The sequence below is a fragment of the Edwardsiella ictaluri ATCC 33202 genome (assembly GCF_000264785.1).
GTDB lineage: Bacteria > Pseudomonadota > Gammaproteobacteria > Enterobacterales > Enterobacteriaceae > Edwardsiella > Edwardsiella ictaluri.
In genome coordinates, this window is record NZ_AFJI01000018.1 from 66,505 (window position 1) to 84,636 (window position 18,132).

14 protein-coding genes and 2 pseudogenes are annotated in these 18,132 nt (G+C 60.7%); 12 read left to right on the top strand and 4 right to left on the bottom strand.

All coding sequences use genetic code 11. The features are described 5' to 3' along the window. From lptM to EIEH_RS02010, 8 genes are all read left to right on the top strand, one after another. Positions 1-228, top strand: coding sequence for an LPS translocon maturation chaperone LptM (lptM, locus tag EIEH_RS01975; protein WP_015869587.1), 228 nt, complete (start codon positions 1-3; stop codon positions 226-228). A 57-nt stretch (positions 229-285) separates the two neighbouring features. Beyond that, on the top strand, positions 286-1,110 hold the full coding sequence (gene dapF, locus EIEH_RS01980) for a diaminopimelate epimerase (RefSeq protein ID WP_015869588.1): 825 nt from the start codon (positions 286-288) through the stop codon (positions 1,108-1,110). 13 nt (positions 1,111-1,123) lie between these two features. Beyond that, positions 1,124-1,828, top strand: a complete 705-nt coding sequence (locus EIEH_RS01985; RefSeq protein WP_015869589.1) for a DUF484 domain-containing protein — start codon at positions 1,124-1,126, stop codon at positions 1,826-1,828. Continuing rightward, entirely contained in the window at positions 1,825-2,736 is a 912-nt protein-coding gene (gene xerC / locus EIEH_RS01990) for a tyrosine recombinase XerC (RefSeq protein WP_035608526.1), read from the top strand. The genes EIEH_RS01985 and xerC overlap by 4 nt, the downstream gene beginning before the upstream one ends. Beyond that, positions 2,736-3,452, top strand: coding sequence for a 5-amino-6-(5-phospho-D-ribitylamino)uracil phosphatase YigB (yigB, locus tag EIEH_RS01995; protein ID WP_015869591.1), 717 nt, complete (start codon positions 2,736-2,738; stop codon positions 3,450-3,452). The genes xerC and yigB overlap by 1 nt, the downstream gene beginning before the upstream one ends. Before the next feature lie 76 nt (positions 3,453-3,528). After that, the gene (gene uvrD / locus EIEH_RS02000) at positions 3,529-5,688 is read left to right on the top strand and encodes a DNA helicase II (protein ID WP_015869592.1); all 2,160 of its coding nucleotides are present in this window, start codon (positions 3,529-3,531) and stop codon (positions 5,686-5,688) included. 304 nt (positions 5,689-5,992) lie between these two features. Then, positions 5,993-6,943 carry a magnesium/cobalt transporter CorA gene (gene corA, locus EIEH_RS02005; protein WP_015869593.1) on the top strand — a complete coding sequence of 317 codons (951 nt, stop codon included), beginning with the start codon at positions 5,993-5,995 and terminating at the stop codon, positions 6,941-6,943. Between the two features lie 110 nt (positions 6,944-7,053). Continuing rightward, on the top strand, positions 7,054-8,109 hold the full coding sequence (locus EIEH_RS02010; RefSeq protein ID WP_015869594.1) for an AbrB family transcriptional regulator: 1,056 nt from the start codon (positions 7,054-7,056) through the stop codon (positions 8,107-8,109). Here the strand turns inward: EIEH_RS02010 and rarD are convergent. Then, positions 8,104-8,988 (bottom strand): annotated as a pseudogene (gene rarD, locus EIEH_RS02015) (EamA family transporter RarD); the annotation flags it as partial. The gene EIEH_RS02010 and the pseudogene rarD overlap by 6 nt on opposite strands. 242 nt (positions 8,989-9,230) lie before the next feature. Between rarD and pldA the strand changes: the two are divergent. The 3 genes and pseudogenes from pldA to EIEH_RS19570 all read left to right on the top strand — a co-directional run. Continuing rightward, complete coding sequence (pldA, locus tag EIEH_RS02020) at positions 9,231-10,130, top strand: phospholipase A (protein WP_049640097.1); 900 nt, start codon at positions 9,231-9,233, stop codon at positions 10,128-10,130. A gap of 68 nt (positions 10,131-10,198) precedes the next feature. After that, entirely contained in the window at positions 10,199-12,028 is a 1,830-nt protein-coding gene (gene recQ, locus EIEH_RS02025) for an ATP-dependent DNA helicase RecQ (RefSeq protein ID WP_015869596.1), read from the top strand. A gap of 81 nt (positions 12,029-12,109) precedes the next feature. After that, a pseudogene (locus EIEH_RS19570) lies at positions 12,110-12,308 on the top strand (LysE family transporter); the annotation flags it as partial. 76 nt (positions 12,309-12,384) lie between these two features. On the opposite strand, the gene gntU reads toward EIEH_RS19570, so the two are convergent. From gntU to gntR, 3 genes are all read right to left on the bottom strand, one after another. Then, positions 12,385-13,722: a gluconate transporter gene (gene gntU / locus EIEH_RS02030; RefSeq protein ID WP_015869598.1), complete on the bottom strand. Its 1,338-nt coding sequence runs from the start codon at positions 13,720-13,722 to the stop codon at positions 12,385-12,387. Positions 13,723-13,733: 11 nt separating this feature from the next. Then, positions 13,734-14,264, bottom strand: a complete 531-nt coding sequence (gntK, locus tag EIEH_RS02035; protein ID WP_015869599.1) for a gluconokinase — start codon at positions 14,262-14,264, stop codon at positions 13,734-13,736. 219 nt (positions 14,265-14,483) lie between these two features. Next, positions 14,484-15,482 carry a gluconate operon transcriptional repressor GntR gene (gene gntR, locus EIEH_RS02040; protein WP_015869600.1) on the bottom strand — a complete coding sequence of 333 codons (999 nt, stop codon included), beginning with the start codon at positions 15,480-15,482 and terminating at the stop codon, positions 14,484-14,486. A 222-nt stretch (positions 15,483-15,704) separates the two neighbouring features. On the opposite strand from gntR, the gene EIEH_RS02045 reads away from it, so the two are divergent. Further along, on the top strand, positions 15,705-18,011 hold the full coding sequence (locus tag EIEH_RS02045) for a zinc/cadmium/mercury/lead-transporting ATPase (protein WP_015869601.1): 2,307 nt from the start codon (positions 15,705-15,707) through the stop codon (positions 18,009-18,011). The last annotated feature ends 121 nt before the right edge of the window (positions 18,012-18,132 follow it).

The following is an 18,132-nucleotide window of genomic DNA, read 5'->3' on the forward strand; positions in this document are numbered from 1 at the left end:
ATGAACAGACAATTCCGTAGTGCGCTGTTGGTGCTGTGTGCCGCGACGCTGGGCGGATGCGGGCTGAAAGGGCCGCTGTACTTCCCGCCAGCGCAGCAGGCTCCGGTGGCACAAAAGGCACCGGACGCCTATGGCGTGCAGGCACCGTCCCACGAGCCGGTTGCCCAGACACCGAATCCGCAGACGCCGAATACGGCACCCGCCGCTGAGGCCGGGAAAGCCCGCTGAGCTGCACACCGTGTGCCAAGAGTAGACGTTTGCAGGTATTCATCAAGGGGTAGGGACATGCAGTTTGCCAAAATGCACGGGTTGGGTAATGATTTTATGGTGGTGGATGCCGTTACCCAGAACGTTTACTTTTCACCGGAGTTGATCCGCCGCCTGGCCGACAGGCATACCGGAGTAGGATTTGATCAGCTGTTGGTGGTTGAGCCGCCCTACGATCCCGACCTAGACTTTCACTATCGTATCTTTAACGCCGACGGCAGCGAGGTCGCACAGTGTGGCAATGGCGCGCGCTGCTTTGCCCGTTTTGTTCGGATCAAGGGGCTGACCAACCGGCGTGATATCCGCGTCAGTACCCAGAATAGCCGTATGACGCTGCATGTGGGTGAGGACGATCGGGTGACGGTCAATATGGGAGAGCCGCAGTTTGAGCCGGGGCGTATCCCTTTCAAAGCCGCCAAGGCGGAGAAAACCTATATTTTACGCGTGGCGCAGCAGACCGTGCTGTGCGGCGCGGTCTCGATGGGAAACCCTCACTGTGTCCTGCAGGTAGAGGACATCAGCCGGGCTCAGGTTGAGCTGCTGGGGCCGTCCCTGGAGAGCCATGAGCGTTTTCCTGAGCGGGTAAACGTTGGTTTTATGCAGGTGGTCGAGCGCAGTCATATCCGGCTGCGGGTATATGAGCGTGGTGCCGGCGAGACGCAGGCCTGCGGCAGCGGTGCCTGTGCGGCGGTAGCCGTGGGGATCCAGCAGGGATTGCTGGATGAGCAGGTGCAGGTGGATCTGCCCGGCGGTACCCTGCACATCCGTTGGCCGGGGCCGGGGACGCCGCTGTTGATGACCGGACCTGCCGCCCACGTCTATGATGGATTCATCCATTTGTAAACGGTAGGTAGCTATGAGCGAGAGGGATAGCCGCGACCGTCTTCAGCCGTCGCTGGCTGATGATCAGGTTGTGGCCTATTTGCAGCAGCATCCTGATTTCTTTATTCGTAATGCCCGCCTGGTGGAGCAGATGATGATCCCGCACCCGGTGCGGGGGGCTGTCTCTCTGCTGGAGTGGCAGCTGGGCCGCCAGCGCCGGCAGATTGCTGTTCTGGATCAGGAGATTGAACAGCTCATCACGCTGGCGCGAGACAACGAGCGGCTGTTCGGCAGCCTGCTGGCGCTACAGGGCCACCTGGCATCGGCGCAGGATGTGGATGACTTTCTGCAGCGCCTGCAGCGCTGGGCCCGTTCGTTGGGGCTGTCCGGTGCCTATATCCGTCTGTTTTCCGATCGTTGGCGCCTTGGCGCGCCGTCGCGCTTTTCCCACCTGGCGATCGCCCGGTCAGACGTAGAGCTGCTGCGTATTCAGCGCCTGGGCGATGCCAGCCACTATCTGGGTAGCCTGAACGGCCAGGAGCTGCTGCTGCTGCTGCCGCAGGCGCGCCATGTGGGATCGGTCGCCCTCTCGCTGATGGGGGATTTTGCCGATCTGGGGCTGCTGGTGTTTACCAGCGCTGATGTGCAGCACTATCAGCAGGGAATGGGAACAGCGCTGCTGGAGCAGCTGGCGCGGCTGATCCCGCCGATGCTGACCCGCTGGATCGAGCGGCAATGACGTCCTTGCCCGAGTCGCTGAGTACGCCCGTCGTCGCGTTTCTGCAGATGATGCGCGTTGAGCGTCAGCTCAGCCCGCGCACGGTCGAAACCTATCGCCGCCAGCTGGCGGCGAGCGTGGCGCTGCTGTTAGAAGGTGGCCTCTGCGACTGGACGGCGCTGGATACGGTGCGGGTGCGCTCGCTGGTGGCGCGCAGCCGTCGCCAGGGACTGGAGCCGGCGAGTCTGGCGCTGCGCCTGTCGGCATTGCGCAGTTTTCTGGATTGGCAGGTCAGCCGCGGCGCGCTGACGGCCAATCCGGCCAAAGGCGTCTCTGCGCCGCGCCAGGGGCGTCACCTGCCCAAAAATCTGGATGTGGACGACGTTAATCGGCTGCTGGATATCGATGAGGGCGATACGCTGGCCGTACGCGATCGCGCAATGCTGGAGGTGATGTACGGCGGCGGTCTGCGCCTATCGGAGCTGGTCGGTCTGGACTGTCGCCATGCCGATCTGACGACGGGTGAGGTCTGGGTGTTGGGGAAGGGCAGCAAAGAGCGTCGGCTGCCGGTGGGGCGCGAGGCGGTGCGCTGGCTACAGAAGTGGCTGTCGCTGCGTTTGTCGCTGCAACCGCAGGATGATGCGTTGTTTGTCTCGCGCCTCGGCGGGCGTATTTCACCGCGCAGCGTGCAGAAGCGCTTTGCAGAGTGGGGCGTGAAACAGGGCGTGACCAGCCATATTCATCCCCATAAGCTGCGTCACTCCTTTGCCACCCATATGCTGGAGTCCAGCGGCGATCTGCGCGCGGTGCAGGAGCTGTTAGGGCATGCCAACCTCTCGACGACGCAAATCTATACCCATCTCGATTTTCAGCATCTGGCTACCGTGTACGATGCCGCGCATCCGCGCGCCAAAAGAGGGAAAACCTGATGCACTTTTACCGCCGGTTACAGCGTCCTGCCGCGCTGACCTTTGACTTGGATGATACGCTGTACGATAACCATCCGGTGATTGTGCGCAGCGAGCAGGCCGCACTGGATTTTTTACGCCGCCGCTTCCCCGCCCTGCAGGATTTCCGGAGCGCTGACTGGCAGCGCCTGCGCGCCGAGCTGCGGGCCAGCGATCCGGAAATCTACCATGACGTGACCCAGTGGCGGTGGCGTACGGTGTATGAGGCGCTGTGGCGCGCAGGGCTGAGCCCGGCGTACTGTCATGATGGCGCCGATGAGGCGATGGCCCACTTTGCCCAATGGCGCAGCCGTATCACGGTCCCCTCCGGGACGCACCAGACACTGAAGGCGCTGGCGGCACGCCTGCCGCTGGCGGCGATCACCAACGGCAATGCCGATCCGGCGCGCTGTGGTCTGGGGGAGTACTTTCGCTTCGTGCTGCGTGCCGGGCCGGCCGGACGTGCTAAGCCCTACAGTGACATGTATCTGGCCGCCGCCCAGCGTTTTGGCCTGGCGCCTGCGCAGATCCTGCATGTGGGCGACGATTTGACGACCGACGTTGCCGGCGCCGTGCGCAGCGGTATGCAGGCCTGCTGGGTGAACGATCGCGGCCGCTCGCTGCTGTGCGCCGCCGAGGGCCGCCTGTTACCCCACGTCGAGATTTCGCGGTTGGATTCGCTGCTCGCACTGATATAATTCCCGACAGTTTCTGTATAAATCCCCAGTAAAATGGTGCTGATGGTGCCATTTTTCCAGCCAAAAGACGGTGCCTATGGACGTATCTGACCTGCTTGACAGCCTGAACGATAAACAGCGCGAGGCGGTAGCCGCGCCGCGCAGCAACCTGTTGGTGCTGGCCGGCGCAGGCAGCGGTAAGACCCGTGTTCTGGTGCACCGTATCGCCTGGCTATTGGCGGTAGAAAACTGTTCGCCGTTCTCCATCATGGCGGTCACCTTTACCAATAAGGCGGCGGCGGAAATGCGGCACCGTATTGAGGCGTTGATTGGCACCAGCCAGGGGGGGATGTGGATCGGTACCTTCCACGGTCTGGCACACCGCCTGCTGCGCGCCCACCATTTAGATGCCGGCCTGCCGCAGGACTTTCAAATCCTCGATAGTGAAGATCAGCTGCGTTTGCTGAAGCGCCTGATCAAGGCCATGAATCTGGATGAGAAACAGTGGCCAGCGCGCCAGGGTATGTGGTACATCAACGGCAAGAAAGATGATGGGCTGCGCCCACAGCACATTGAAAGTTATGGTAATCCAGTGGAGCAAACCTGGCTGCGCATCTATCAGGCCTATCAGGAAGCCTGCGATCGCGCGGGGCTGGTGGACTTTGCCGAGCTGCTGCTGCGCGCGCATGAGCTGTGGCTGCACAAGCCCCAGATCCTGGAGCACTATCGCGCCCGCTTTAACAATATCCTGGTGGATGAGTTCCAGGATACCAACCGTATTCAGTATGCCTGGATCCGCATGCTGGCCGGTGACAGCGGCAGGGTGATGATCGTCGGCGATGACGATCAGTCGATCTATGGCTGGCGCGGCGCTCAGGTAGAGAACATTCAGAAATTCCTCGATGATTTTCCCGGTGCACAGACGATCCGCCTGGAGCAGAACTACCGCTCCAGCGGCAATATCCTGCGCGCGGCCAACGCGCTGATTGAAAATAACGATGGGCGTCTGGGTAAAAAGCTGTGGACGGAGGACGGTGAGGGCGAGCCGATTTCACTGTACTGTGCGTTCAATGAGCTGGATGAGGCGCGCTTCGTGGTTAACCGAATCAAGGCCTGGCAGGATAACGGCGGCGCCCTGAAAGAGTGCGCCATCCTGTACCGCAGTAACGCCCAGTCCCGCGTGCTGGAGGAGGCGCTGCTGCAGGCGGCGACACCCTATCGGATTTATGGGGGAATGCGTTTCTTCGAGCGTCAGGAGATCAAGGATGCGCTGGCCTATCTGCGTCTGCTGTCCAACCGTAACGATGACGCCGCCTTTGAGCGGGTGGTGAATACGCCGGTACGCGGCATCGGCGATCGGACGCTGGACGTGGTGCGTCAGACGGCCCGCGATCGCCAGCTTACCCTGTGGCAGGCGACCCGTGCGCTGCTGCAGGAGCAGGTGTTTCCGGGGCGCGCCGCCAATGCGCTGCGTCGTTTTCTGGAACTGATTGAGGCGCTGGCGCAGGACAGCGACGACCTTCCGCTGCACGTGCAGACCGATCGGGTGATCCGTGACTCCGGGCTGCGTCAGATGTATGAGCAGGAGAAGGGCGAGAAAGGACAGACGCGCATCGAAAACCTGGAGGAGCTGGTGACGGCAACGCGCCAGTTCAGCTATGAGGACGATGATGAGCTATCGCCGCTGCAGGCGTTTCTGTCTCATGCCGCCCTTGAGTCCGGCGAGGGACAGGCCGATGCGTATCAGGACGCGGTACAGCTGATGACCCTGCACTCCGCCAAGGGGCTGGAGTTTCCCCAGGTTTTCATCGTTGGGATGGAGGAGGGAATGTTCCCCAGCCAGATGTCGCTGGATGAGGGGGGGCGGCTGGAGGAGGAGCGGCGCCTGGCCTACGTCGGCGTGACCCGGGCGATGCGTAAGCTGACCCTGACCTATGCGGAGAGCCGACGTCTGTATGGCAAAGAGGTGTATCACCGTCCGTCACGCTTTGTCGGCGAGCTGCCGGAGACGTGCGTAGAAGAGGTTCGCCTGCGCGCCAGCGTGACGCGCCCCGTCAGCCATGCGCGTATGGGTACGCCGTTAAGCCAGAGTGATAGCGGCTATCGTCTGGGACAGCGCGTCGCCCATGCCAAATTTGGCGAGGGAACTATCATTAACCTGGAGGGCAGCGGAGAGCATACCCGTTTACAGATTGCCTTTAAGGGCGAGGGAATTAAGTGGCTGGTCGCCGCGTATGCCCGTCTTGAGGTATTGTAGGGACGGCGTTGAGTTGTGTAAGCCTGTTGACAGGCTTTTTCCTGTCGGCGTAACATGCGCGCACGATTAATCTGTGAGGACATACGCCTTGGACACACCCAGTAGATGCTGGCTCATTGGACCCGTACGCGGGTACAACTTCTAAGGCTATCCACCGATGCTGATGGCCTTAGTGGTTGTCAGCGACCTTTAATGCGTCGCAGAGTCAGATCTTATATGGTCTGAAACAGGCAGGTGACGTATCCCCCGGTTTGTTTCCCGTGCTCCATGCGTGATCCTGAAGTCACCGCAACGGAGTTAAAGCATGCTAAGTGCATTTCGTTTAGACCACGGTCGCTTATCCCGTATGGAGCTGGATGACACGGACCATCTCACTGCATCGCTGTGGGTGGATCTGGTCGAGCCCGAAGAGGATGAGCGCCAGCGCGTACAGAGTGAACTGGGCCAGAGTCTGGCCACCCGCCCGGAGCTGGATGATATTGAGGCCTCTGCGCGTTTCTTCGAGGATGAGGATGGCCTGCATATCCACTCCTTCTTCTACTATGAAGATGCGGAGGATCATGCCGGAAACTCCACCGTCGCCTTTACCATTCGAGAAGGGCGTCTGTTTACCCTGCGTGAGCGCGAGCTGCCGGCGTTTCGTCTGTACCGGATGCGGGCGCGCAATCAGATGCTGGTGGACGGCAACGCCTATGAGCTGTTGCTGGATCTGTTTGAAACCAAAATTGAGCAGCTGGCTGATGAGATCGAAAATATTTACAGCGATCTGGAGAAGCTGAGTCGGGTTATCATGGAAGGCCAGCAGGGGGATGAATATGACGAGGCGCTGTCCACCCTGGCCGAGCTGGAGGATATCGGCTGGAAGGTCCGCTTATGTCTGATGGATACCCAGCGTGCGCTGAACTTCCTGGTACGTAAGGCGCGCCTGCCGGCAAGCCAGCTGGAGCAGGCCCGTGAGGTTCTGCGCGATATCGAATCCCTGCTGCCGCACAATGAATCCCTGTTTCAGAAGGTCAACTTTTTGATGCAGGCGGCGATGGGCTTTATCAATATCGAGCAGAACCGTATCATCAAGATCTTCTCGGTGGTCTCTGTGGTCTTTCTGCCGCCGACGCTGGTCGCCTCCAGCTATGGGATGAACTTTGAATTTATGCCGGAGCTGAAGTGGTCGTTTGGCTATCCCGGTGCCATCCTGCTGATGATCCTGGCGGGCCTTGCGCCCTACCTCTACTTTAAGCGTAAAAAATGGCTCTGAGCCTCCGCACTTTTTGGTAAATAACGGCCCCGTTGGGGCCGTTATTTTTTGTACCCTCTCTCAGGGGAAAATGCTTATCATAACGTGATGTGATAGGGGCAGGAGGCTCGGTGGAGCGTTTGGCGCACGGAGAGCAGTGGAGCATACTGGTGGCCTTGTCGCTGGGACTGGGGGGGCTATTTCTGTGGCTGCACCTGCCCGCAGCCCTGCTGCTGGGGCCCATGCTGGCCGCCGTCGCGATGGGGCTGCGGGGAGCGACCATTCGGATGCACCGACTGGCGATGCCGATGGCTCAGGCGATCCTCGGCTGTATGATCGCCCGCGCGCTGTCGCTGGCACTCCTGTCGCCGTTGCTGGATGACTGGCCCATAGTCCTGCTGGTGCTGCTGTGTACTCAGCTGTGCAGTGCGATTACCGGTTGGCTGTTGGTGCGCATGAGCGATTTGCCCGGTCCCACCGGCGCCTGGGGAGCGTCGCCCGGCGGTGCGTCAGCGATGGTGGCGATGGCGGGTGAGTTCGGCGCCGACGTACGGCTGGTGGCCTTTATGCAATACCTGCGGGTGTTGTTTGTCGCGGCGGCGGCAGCGCTGGTGGTACGGATGGGGTTGGGCGATGCGCCGCAGGGGGCACCTTCGGATCTCCCCTGGTTTCCCGCGCTGGGGTGGGAGTTTGTTGCCACGCTGCTCCTCGCCGGCGGCGGCGCCTGGATGGGACGTCGGCTGCGTATTCCCGCAGGGGCCCTGCTGCTGCCGATGCTGATAGGCGCCCTGTGTAACTCCACCGGTGTCATGACGCCGCAAACCCCGGAGTGGCTGCTGGCCATCGCCTATACCCTGATCGGTTGGCAGGTTGGCCTGTTGTTTACCCGTGCGATCTTTGTCTTGGCGCTGCGCGCCCTGCCGCAGATCATCCTGTCGATTGTGGCTCTGATGCTGTTTTGCGCGTTGATGGCCTGGGGGCTTACGCAGGTGCTGCCGATCGATCCTCTTAGCGCCTATCTGGCAACCAGCCCTGGCGGGCTGGACACCATTGCTATTGTCGCCGTCGGCAGCCAGGCGAATCTGGCGTTTGTCATGGCCCTGCAGATGCTACGCCTGTTTACCATTTTGCTGATGGGGCCGACCGTGGCGCGCTGGATCTCGCGTCACGCCCTCTCTGCGCCGTAGGCGACGCTGGGTGTAGAGTGCATCAAGGATGAACAGCAGCAGCGCGCTCCAGATAAAGCCAAAGGCGATAAGCTTGTCGCGGGTCATCTGCTCACCATAGCAGAGGGTTGCCAGCAGAAACATCAGCGTAGGGCCGAGGTACTGGAAAAAGCCCAGGGTAGAGAGGCGCAGACGGGTCGCTGCCGCGGTGAAACAGAGCAGAGGAACGGTGGTGACGACACCGGCAGCGATCAGCAGCAGGTTTAGCGACAGCGGATTAGCACTGAGGTGACTGGTGGGAGAGTCGGCTGCGACGAACAGGTAGTACAGCGCCAGCGGTAGCAGCCATAGGGTTTCCATCAGCATGCCGCTCTGTGCATCGATGGCGATCTTTTTGCGCAGCAGGCCGTAGAAGGCGAAGCTGAAAGCCAGCCCCAGCGCGATCACCGGTACGGAGCCGAACTGCCATAGCTGAACCATGACGCCGACGATGGCTAATGTTACCGCCAGCCACTGCATCCGGCGAAAGCGCTCGCCGAGAAATAGCATCCCCAGCAACACATTGACCAAGGGATTGATAAAATATCCCAGGCTGGCTTCCAGCATGTGGTTATGATTGACGGCCCAGATATACAACAGCCAGTTACCCCCGATCAGGCAGGCGCTAAGCGCCAGCAGGGCAATTTTGTAAGGCGTATGGCGCAGGGCGTAAAGCTGTCGCCAGCTACGGCCAATGGCCAGTAGGATCAGCATAAAGAAAAACGACCAGATGATGCGGTGGGTCAGGATCTCGGTCGCCGGAACCTGCTGGATCAGTTTGAAGTAGATCGGCGCGATCCCCCAGATCAGGTAAGCGGTTAGTGCCAGTAAGATCCCCTGGCGGGTGTGTTGTGTGTCCATCTCGGAGTTCTCGTGGCGTCCTGCAGAATAGTGAGAGGAGGAGTCTACTGTATTTTTCCGTAAAGGCTCAGCGTTAAAATGGCGGCGTGAACGCCGCGGGTACGGTGCGTTAAGGTTGAGAGGGAATGGCATCGGGTTACGATACCGATGAGAGTGGCTAGAGGTTAGTGCCAGGCGCCTCCGCGCGCGCTCCGGCATGTTTTGCCCATTGTGGGCGGTGTGTTTCGATGAGTGATGTGGTCATGAAAGAATTAAAAAAACAGAGGATTTCCGGTCGGACATGGATGGCGGCCGGATTGGTACTGCTGCCGTTGACGGCACAGGCAGATGGGGAGTCTGGGGCTACCCAGGCATTGCAGCATAACGAAGGGGTGATCGCCAATATGTTGCGGCATTATGATAACCCATTTACGCTCTATCCTTACGCCACCAACTATGTGCTGTATACCCAGACCAGCGACATCAATAAAGAGGCCATCAGCTCTTACGACTGGGGCGATCAGGCTAAAAAGAATGAGATTAAATTTCAGATTAGCCTGGCATTTCCTATCTGGCGCGGTATCGCCGGGGATAACTCGGTGCTCGGCGCGGCCTATACCCAGCAGTCCTGGTGGCAGGCGTTTAACCGCAGCGAATCCTCTCCGTTTCGCGAAACTAACTATGAACCACGCCTGTTTTTAGGCTGGGCGACCGACTATCCCCTGTTCGGCGGCTGGGTGCTGCGCGATATTGAGGCGGGTGGGGTGCACCAGTCCAATGGCCGGGCGGATCCGACCTCGCGCAGCTGGAACCGTGTCTATACCCGCTTTCTGGCGCAGAACGGGAATTTTCAGGTTCAGCTGATGCCGTGGTATCGCATTCCTGAGAGTCCGAGCAAGGACGATAACCCCGATATCACCAAGTACATGGGATACTACGAGGCAGAGATGGGTTACCGTTTGGGCGAGAGCGTCTTCAGCCTGCGTGGGCGTTACAACTGGAACAGCGGCTATGGCGCGGCTGAGCTGGGTTGGAGCTATCCGCTGACCCGCCACGTCCGCTTCTATACCCAGCTGTTCAGTGGCTATGGCGAGTCGTTAATCGACTATAACTTCCGCCAGACCCGCTTCGGCGTCGGTGTCATGCTGAACGATATCCTGTAACGCGGGACAAAACCGGCGCGTACGCCTAAAATAGCGCCGGTGTTTTTTTATGGTTTGCGGGGAGCAGTGTGGCAACGGCAGCGGTCATTAATACAGAGAGGCTGGCCGAGGGGGTGCTTAAAGACACCTTCGGTTATCAGCAGTTCCGCCCGGGACAACAGGCCATCGTCGAGGCGGCGATAGCCGGGCGCGACTGTCTGGTGGTAATGCCGACCGGGGGCGGAAAATCCCTGTGTTACCAAATACCGGCATTAGTACGGGATGGGTTGACCATCGTTGTTTCTCCGCTGATATCCCTGATGAAGGATCAGGTCGATCAGCTGCAGGCTAACGGGGTAAATGCTGCCTGCCTGAATTCGACCCTGAGCCGTGAACAGCAGCAGGCGGTCTATGCCGGTTGCCGCAGCGGGGAGATCCGTCTGCTGTACATCGCCCCAGAGCGGCTGATGATGGATAATCTGCTGGATACGCTGCCGCAGTGGAATCCCACGCTGCTGGCGGTTGATGAGGCGCACTGTATCTCCCAGTGGGGGCACGATTTTCGGCCGGAATACAGCGCGCTGGGGCAGATTAAGCACCGTTTTCCGCAGATGCCGGTGATCGCGCTGACGGCAACCGCCGATGACGCGACCCGCCAGGATATCCTGCGCCTGCTCGATCTGCGCGATCCGCTGGTACAGGTCAGCAGCTTTGACCGCCCCAATATCCGCTATACCCTGATCGAAAAGTTTAAACCGCTGGATCAGCTGTGGCACTTTGTGCAGTCGCAGCGCGGGAAGTCAGGCATCATCTACTGCAACAGTCGCGCCAAGGTGGAGGACACCGCCGCGCGCCTGCAAAGCCGTGGTTTGAGCGTCGGTGCGTATCACGCCGGGCTGGACAATGGTCGCCGCGCCGAGGTGCAGGAGGCGTTTCAGCGCGATGATTTGCAGATTGTGGTGGCGACGGTGGCCTTTGGCATGGGGATCAACAAGCCCAACGTTCGCTTCGTGGTGCACTTTGATATTCCGCGTAATATCGAATCCTACTATCAGGAGACCGGGCGCGCCGGGCGCGACGGGCTGCCGGCGGAAGCGCTGCTGTTTTACGACCCGGCCGATATGGCCTGGCTGCGCCGCTGTCTGGAAGAGAAGCCAGAGGGCGCACAGAAGGAGATCGAGCGTCACAAGCTGAATGCGATGAATGCCTTTGCCGAGGCGCAAACCTGCCGCCGTCTGGTGCTGCTGAACTACTTTGGCGAGGGGCGGCAGGAGAGCTGCGATAACTGCGATATCTGCCTGGATCCGCCCAAACGCTACGATGGCCTGCTCGATGCGCAGAAGGCGCTGTCTACCGTGGCCCGCGTCGGGCAGCGTTTTGGTATCGGCTATGTAGTTGAGGTGCTGCGCGGCGCCAACAGCGCCCGCATCCGCGAATGGGGGCACGATAAGCTGTCGGTCTACGGTATTGGCCGCGAGCACAGCACCGAGCACTGGGTGAGCATCCTGCGCCAGCTGATCCATCTGGGGCTGGTGACACAGAATATTGCCCTGCACTCGGCGCTACAGCTGACGGAGGCGGCGCGCCCGGTACTGCGGGGAGAGGTCGCCCTGCAGCTGGCAGTTCCCCGGGTCATCAACCTCAAGGCGCGCAGCAGTGCACAGAAGAGCTATGGCGGCAACTATGACCGCAAACTGTTTGCCAAGCTGCGCAAACTGCGCAAGGCGATCGCCGACGAAGAGAATATCCCGCCCTACGTCGTGTTTAACGACGCGACCCTGCTGGAAATGGCAGAGCAGATGCCGCTGCGGGCGGGCGATCTGCTCAGTATCAATGGCGTTGGCCAGCGTAAGCTGGAGCGCTTTGGTGCACCGTTTATGACCCTGATCCGCGAACATCTGGATGAGGGGCAGGAATAGGCACGATCAGCGGCGCCATCCTCAGTTTGAGGCCGGTTTGCAGTACCCGCGTGCCATGGGTATAGAGCGTGCCGGGCCGCTGGCGATGAGGTCACCGGCGGTCAACGCGTCAGGCTGTTCATCCTGATCGTCAGCGAAACCTTTATCTGGTTCAGTCTGGTGGCGTCGGTATTTGCGCTGCCGGTGATGCGGCGTGGCTATCGGCACATGGCGCGCTGGATCGACCGCGCTGCGGTGATGCTGCTCACCGCAGCGCGGTCTGCGCCTGATCCTGAGCCGTGAAAGCGTCAGGGTTTGCCGCATCAATAAAAAAACGGGGCGCGAATATCGCGCCCCGCTGCCGTCGGTCGTAGGACTTACAGCGCCATGAAGAACAGCATCCCGACCACGGCGCCGGTGGTGCCGAGGATGGTTTCCATGGCAGACCATGTTTTCAGGGTCTGGGCTTCGGTGGCACCGGTGAACTTACCGTACAGCCAGAAGCCGGAGTCGTTGACGTGGCTCAGGACGATGGAGCCGCCAGCGATACAGACGGACAGGGCCGCCAGCTGTGCACCGCTGTAGCCCAGTTCACCGATGACCGGCAGAACCAGGCCGACGGTGGTCAGACAGGCTACCGTTGCGGAACCCTGGATGACGCGTACGGCGGCAGCCAGAACGAAACAGGCAACAGCGATGGGCAGACCCGCACCAATCAGAGAGTTCCCCAGCGCCGGACCCACGCCGGAATCCACCAGAACCTGCTTAAAGACGCCGCCGGCACCGGTGACCAGAAGAATAATACCGGCGGGTTGGATGGCAGCGGAGCAGATGTCCATCACTTTCTCTTTGCTCATGCCGCGGCGGATGGCCAGGCCATAGGTAGCGACCAGGCAGGCCAGCAGGATGGCGGTGAACGGATGGCCGATGAACTCCAGCCACTTGTACAGCTCGGATCCCTGCTCAACGAAGCGGGCGCCGATGGTTTTCATACCGACCAGAACCAGCGGGAACAGTACCAGTGCCAGGCTGAAGCTAAAGGAGGGCAGTTGACCTTTGCCCAGGCTCGGCTCCTGAATATCTTTTGGCAGCGCCAGGGTGACGTGCTTGCTGATGAAGTTACCGTACAGCGGGCCGGCCAGAATCATACCCGGGATGGCGGCGCACAGGCCGATCAGGATCATCCAGCCATAGTCGGCGCCCATCTGGGAGGCCAGCAGCATCGGGGTTGGCCCCGGCAGCAGGAAGGCGGCGGCCCCGGCCACGCCGGCAAACAGCGGAATGGCCAGCTTGACCACGTTGCCACCGGTGCGGCGCGCTACGGCGAACACGACGCCGATCAGCAGTACGATGGCGACGTCAAAGAACAGCGGCAGGGCGCACACCAGACCGGCGATGCCCAGCGCGTAGTGAGCGTGTTTTTCACCAAAGCTCTTCAGCAGGCGGGCGGCGATCTGATCCAGCGCACCGGTTTCGTGCAGGATTTTACCGAACATGGCGCCCAGCGCCACCACGATAGAGAGGAAGCCCAGCGTGCCGCCCATCCCGTTTTGCATGGTCTGGGCAATTTTATCGATGGGCATACCGGAGAAGATACCGGCGCCGATAGAGACCAGCATCAGGGCCACAAAGGCGTGCATGCGCGCCTTCATGACCAGGAACAGCAGTAGCAGCACGGAGCCGACTGCGGTCATTACGAGGGTTAACGTACTCATCGTCGGTGCTCCTAGGCAATGATGGATTTAATGGTATTCAGGGTGTCGGCCACTACGTTGTCCAGCGGCTGGCTGATGTCGATGGCGAACACGTCGCGCTCTTCGGTCGTCGGCTCTTCCAGGGCCGCAAACTGGGAAACCAGCATCTGCGGTTTGAAGAAGTGCCCTTTGCGCGCCAACAGGCGGCTTTCGATCAGGGCGAAGTCACCCTGCAGGTAGATGAATGAGAGGTTGGTGTTACCATCGCGCAGCATGTCGCGGTAACGCTTTTTCAGCGCCGAACAGACGATCAGCGAGACTCCGTTGGTACGCTGCATGGCGAAGACCGCATCGTTGAGGGCCTGGAGCCACGGCGTGCGATCGTCATCGTTCAGCGCGTGGCCGTCGGCCATCTTGCTGATGTTGGCGCGTGGGTGCAGGAAGTCACCGTCCAGAAAGGCGGCGCCCAGCCGTTGGGCGACGGCGTTGGCGACGGCGGACTTGCCGCTGCCGGAAACACCCATCAGAACAAAGACGTGTTTTTGCTGTTGGCTTTCGCTCATGCTGTATTCCCCGGTGGGCGACAAGTTGCCGCGCAATCCAATGTTACTGGTAACTGTTATGGGTAACATTCTCTGGTGCGTTGGATAAATTAGCAATGAATGTTAAATGGTATGATTAATAACTGTGATGCTACTCGCAGTTGTTAGGGATATGTAGGCAGGGCGTACCGTATGCCGCCCAGCGTGATCATACCGGGGTACAGCGGTGCATGAGAGCGGCTAAATGCTGCCACCGTACAGCAGGGTGAAGCCGACATCGATGGCGGCGGATTCGGCGCGGCGCTCACCGCGCAGGCGTGCCAGCAGACGTTCGGCGGCCAGCTGGCCCATGCGCTGACGCGGGGTGAGCACGCTGGCGAGCTGCGGCTCCATCACCTGGCCAATATCGTGCCCATGGAAGCCGGCGATGGCCATATCCTGCGGAATACGCAGCCCCAGGCGCTGGCATTCGAAGGCTGCGCCAACGGCCAGGTCATCGTTGGTACAGAAGATGCTGTCCATATCGGGGTAGCGCTTCAGCGCTTCACGCAGCAGCTCACCGCCAACGGAGTAGGAGGAGCTGCGTGGGATCATGACGCTGCGCGGCGTCAGGCCGGCGGCGTACATCGCCGCTTCATAGCCCTGCTGCTTCATCACCGTACGCTCGTCGAGTCGGGCGCCAAAGTAGACGGTGCGGCGGTGGCCGCGCGCGATGATGACCTGGGTCATTGCCCGCGCGGCCTCAACGTTGTCGAAGCCCACGGCCATATCGAGGCAGGGGGAGATGCTGTCCATCAGCTCGACCACCGGGATGCCGGCGACCTCGATCATCTTCAGGGTACGCGGGGTATGGTCGCGCTCGGCCAGGATCAGCCCATCGATGTTGTAGGAGAGCAGGGAGGTGAGGCGCTCCTCCTCCTTTTCTTTGTGGTAACCATAGTGGGCCAGCATGGTTTGGTAGTGGTGCTGATCGGTGACGCTTTCGATACCGCGTAAAACCTCAGCGAAAACCTGGTTGGTTAGCGAGGGCAGCAGCACGCCGATAGCGCGACTGGTCGCGTTAGAGAGAATATCGGGCGCCCGGTTGGGAATATAGCCCAGCTCATCCAGCGCCGCGGCGATTTTTCCGCGCAGAGGCAGCGAGACCAGCTCGGGGTTGCGCAAGTAGCGGCTGACAGTCATTTTGGTGACGCCGACGCGATCGGCTATATCCTGCAATACGGGGCGTTTTTTCTTCATTTTCAATGAAATATACACTCTTTATCGGAGTACATCAGTGTAGCAAAAAATCAGTCGCCGGGCATGGGGTGCGCATGCTTTTCTACTCCGTCGCCTAGATGCGAGGCGCGCGGTCTGTAAGTAAAAAGGAATGTGTCTCATTTGTGGCTTGACTCTGGAGTCGACTCCAATGTGTAGAGTCATCAATAGTGGCAAGATAGGTAATGATACGAGGAGGAATCGATGACCCATAAACACATTCACTCCGGCGGGGCTGATCCTGCCTGTGGCTGCGGCCATCAGCATGCTGTGACGCAACATGGCTGTAGCCGTCCGGCGCCAGGGGCGCTAAAAATCAGTATGGCGTCTCCGTTGACGCCGGCCATCGACGGCACCTGCTGTATGGCAATCCACGACCATGATAGCGTTGAGGAGGACGCCGATCCCCACCCCTTGCCTCCCCTGGCGTCTGGTCGCCAGCGCTTCAGTTGGCGGGTGGAGGGGATGGATTGTCCCAGCTGCGCCCGGAAGATAGAAACAGCGGTCGCCCAGATTAACGGTGTGGAGCGCGCAGCTGTCCTGTTCGCGACCCAGAAGCTGGTGGTGGATGCCCAGCAGGATCTCTCCCCGGATATTGACCGGGCGGTGCGCCAGGCGGGCTTTAGCCTACAGGCCGTGGGCGCCAAGCGCGCAGAGAGCGCCGCGCTGCGCTGGCACGAGGTGATGCCGCTGATCGCGCTGGCGCTGCTGATGCTGCTGAGCTATGGGCTGACGCTGGTTGACCCGTCGCTGGGCCGGGTGGCCTTTATCGCGACAACGGTGGTCGGGTTGGCACCGATCATGCTGAAAGCCATGCGCCTGATGCGCAGCGGCAGCTATTTCGCCATTGAAACCCTGATGAGCATTGCCGCGTTGGGGGCGCTGTTTATCGGGGCGACGCAGGAGGCGGCGATGGTCTTGCTGCTGTTCATGCTGGGCGAGCGCCTGGAATCCTATGCGGCCAACCGGGCCCGCAAAGGGGTCAGTGCCCTGATGGCTCTGGTGCCCGATGAGGCGGTGGTGATTGAACAGGAGCGGCGGCGGACGCTGGCCGTCTCTGCGTTGCGTCCCGGCATGGAGATCGAGGTCGCACCGGGCGGTCGTTTGCCCGCCGATGCCGAGCTGCTGCTGGAGAGCGTGAGTTTTGACGAGAGTGCGTTGACCGGCGAATCGCTGCCGGTCGATCGGCCGCCGGGAGCACGGATTCCGGCCGGCGCGCTGGTCGTCGATCGGGTATGTCGGTTGCGGGTGATCTCACAACCCGGGCAAAATGCCATCGATCGTATTCTGCAGCTGATCGAAGAGGCCGAGGAGCGCCGGGCGCCGATCGAGCGGTTCCTGGATCGCTTTAGCCGTTACTATACGCCGGCGATCATGGCGTTGGCGCTGCTGGTTATCCTGATCCCGCCGCTGGCTTTTGCCCAACCCTGGGACACCTGGATTTACCGAGGGCTAACGCTGTTGTTGATCGGTTGCCCCTGCGCACTGGTGATCTCAACACCGGCGGCGATCACCTCCGGTCTGGCGGCAGCATCACGTCACGGTGCACTGATTAAGGGCGGTGCTGCGCTGGAGCAGCTGGGACGCGTACGCACCATCGCGTTCGATAAAACCGGAACCCTGACGCAGGGGACACCGCAGGTGAGCGGCGTATTCAGCGTTGATGGTGTGTCGGCTGAGCGGTTGCTGACGTTGGCGGCGGCGGTGGAGGTGGGTTCCCACCATCCCTTGGCCAAGGCGGTGATCCTTGCCTGTGAGCAGCGAGACCTGCCGGTAGTGGAGGCTAAGGCCCGTCAGGCGCAGGCTGGTATTGGCGTAACGGGAGAGGTCGATGGCGTTGCGGTACGGGTCGCGGCGCCGAGTCGTCTGGCGCCAGAGACGCTGCCTGAGTCCCTGCTGGCGCAGATCGCGGCGTGGGAGGAGCGGGGGCAGACGGTCGTGGCGGTTCTGTTGGATGGCGTAGCCATCGGGGCGATCGCCATGAGTGATACGCTGCGCCCGGACGCCGCTGAGGCGCTGGATGCACTGCGGGCACTGGGTGTTGAGGCCGTCATGCTGACGGGGGACAACCCGCGCGCGGCGGCGGCCATTGCCGGCTCTCTGGGGATCGATTTCCGGGCCGGGCTGCTGCCGCAGGATAAGGTTCATCAGGTGGAGGCGCTCAGCTGTCTGGCGGATACCGCGATGGTCGGTGACGGGATCAATGATGCGCCGGCGATGAAAGCGGCCAGTATCGGCATCGCCATGGGCGGAGGGACGGACGTGGCACTGGAGACGGCGGATGCAGCGCTGACCCATAATCGGTTGACCGGACTCGCGCAGATGATCGCCTTATCACGGGCGACCCACGCCAATATTCGCCAGAATATTACGCTGGCGCTGGGGTTAAAAGGGGTATTCCTGATCACCAGCCTGCTGGGGATCACCGGGCTGTGGCTGGCGGTGTTGGCTGACTCTGGTGCCACGGCGCTGGTGACGGCGAATGCGCTACGCCTGTTGCGCCGCCGTTAAATTTCCTTGGGTAATAATTAATGTGTGTATCGTCATATGTGGATGATACGCACGTTATGTTGCACGAAGTTACACTCAATTACTGCTATACTCCGCACCCTGCTTTTATTTCTACTCACTT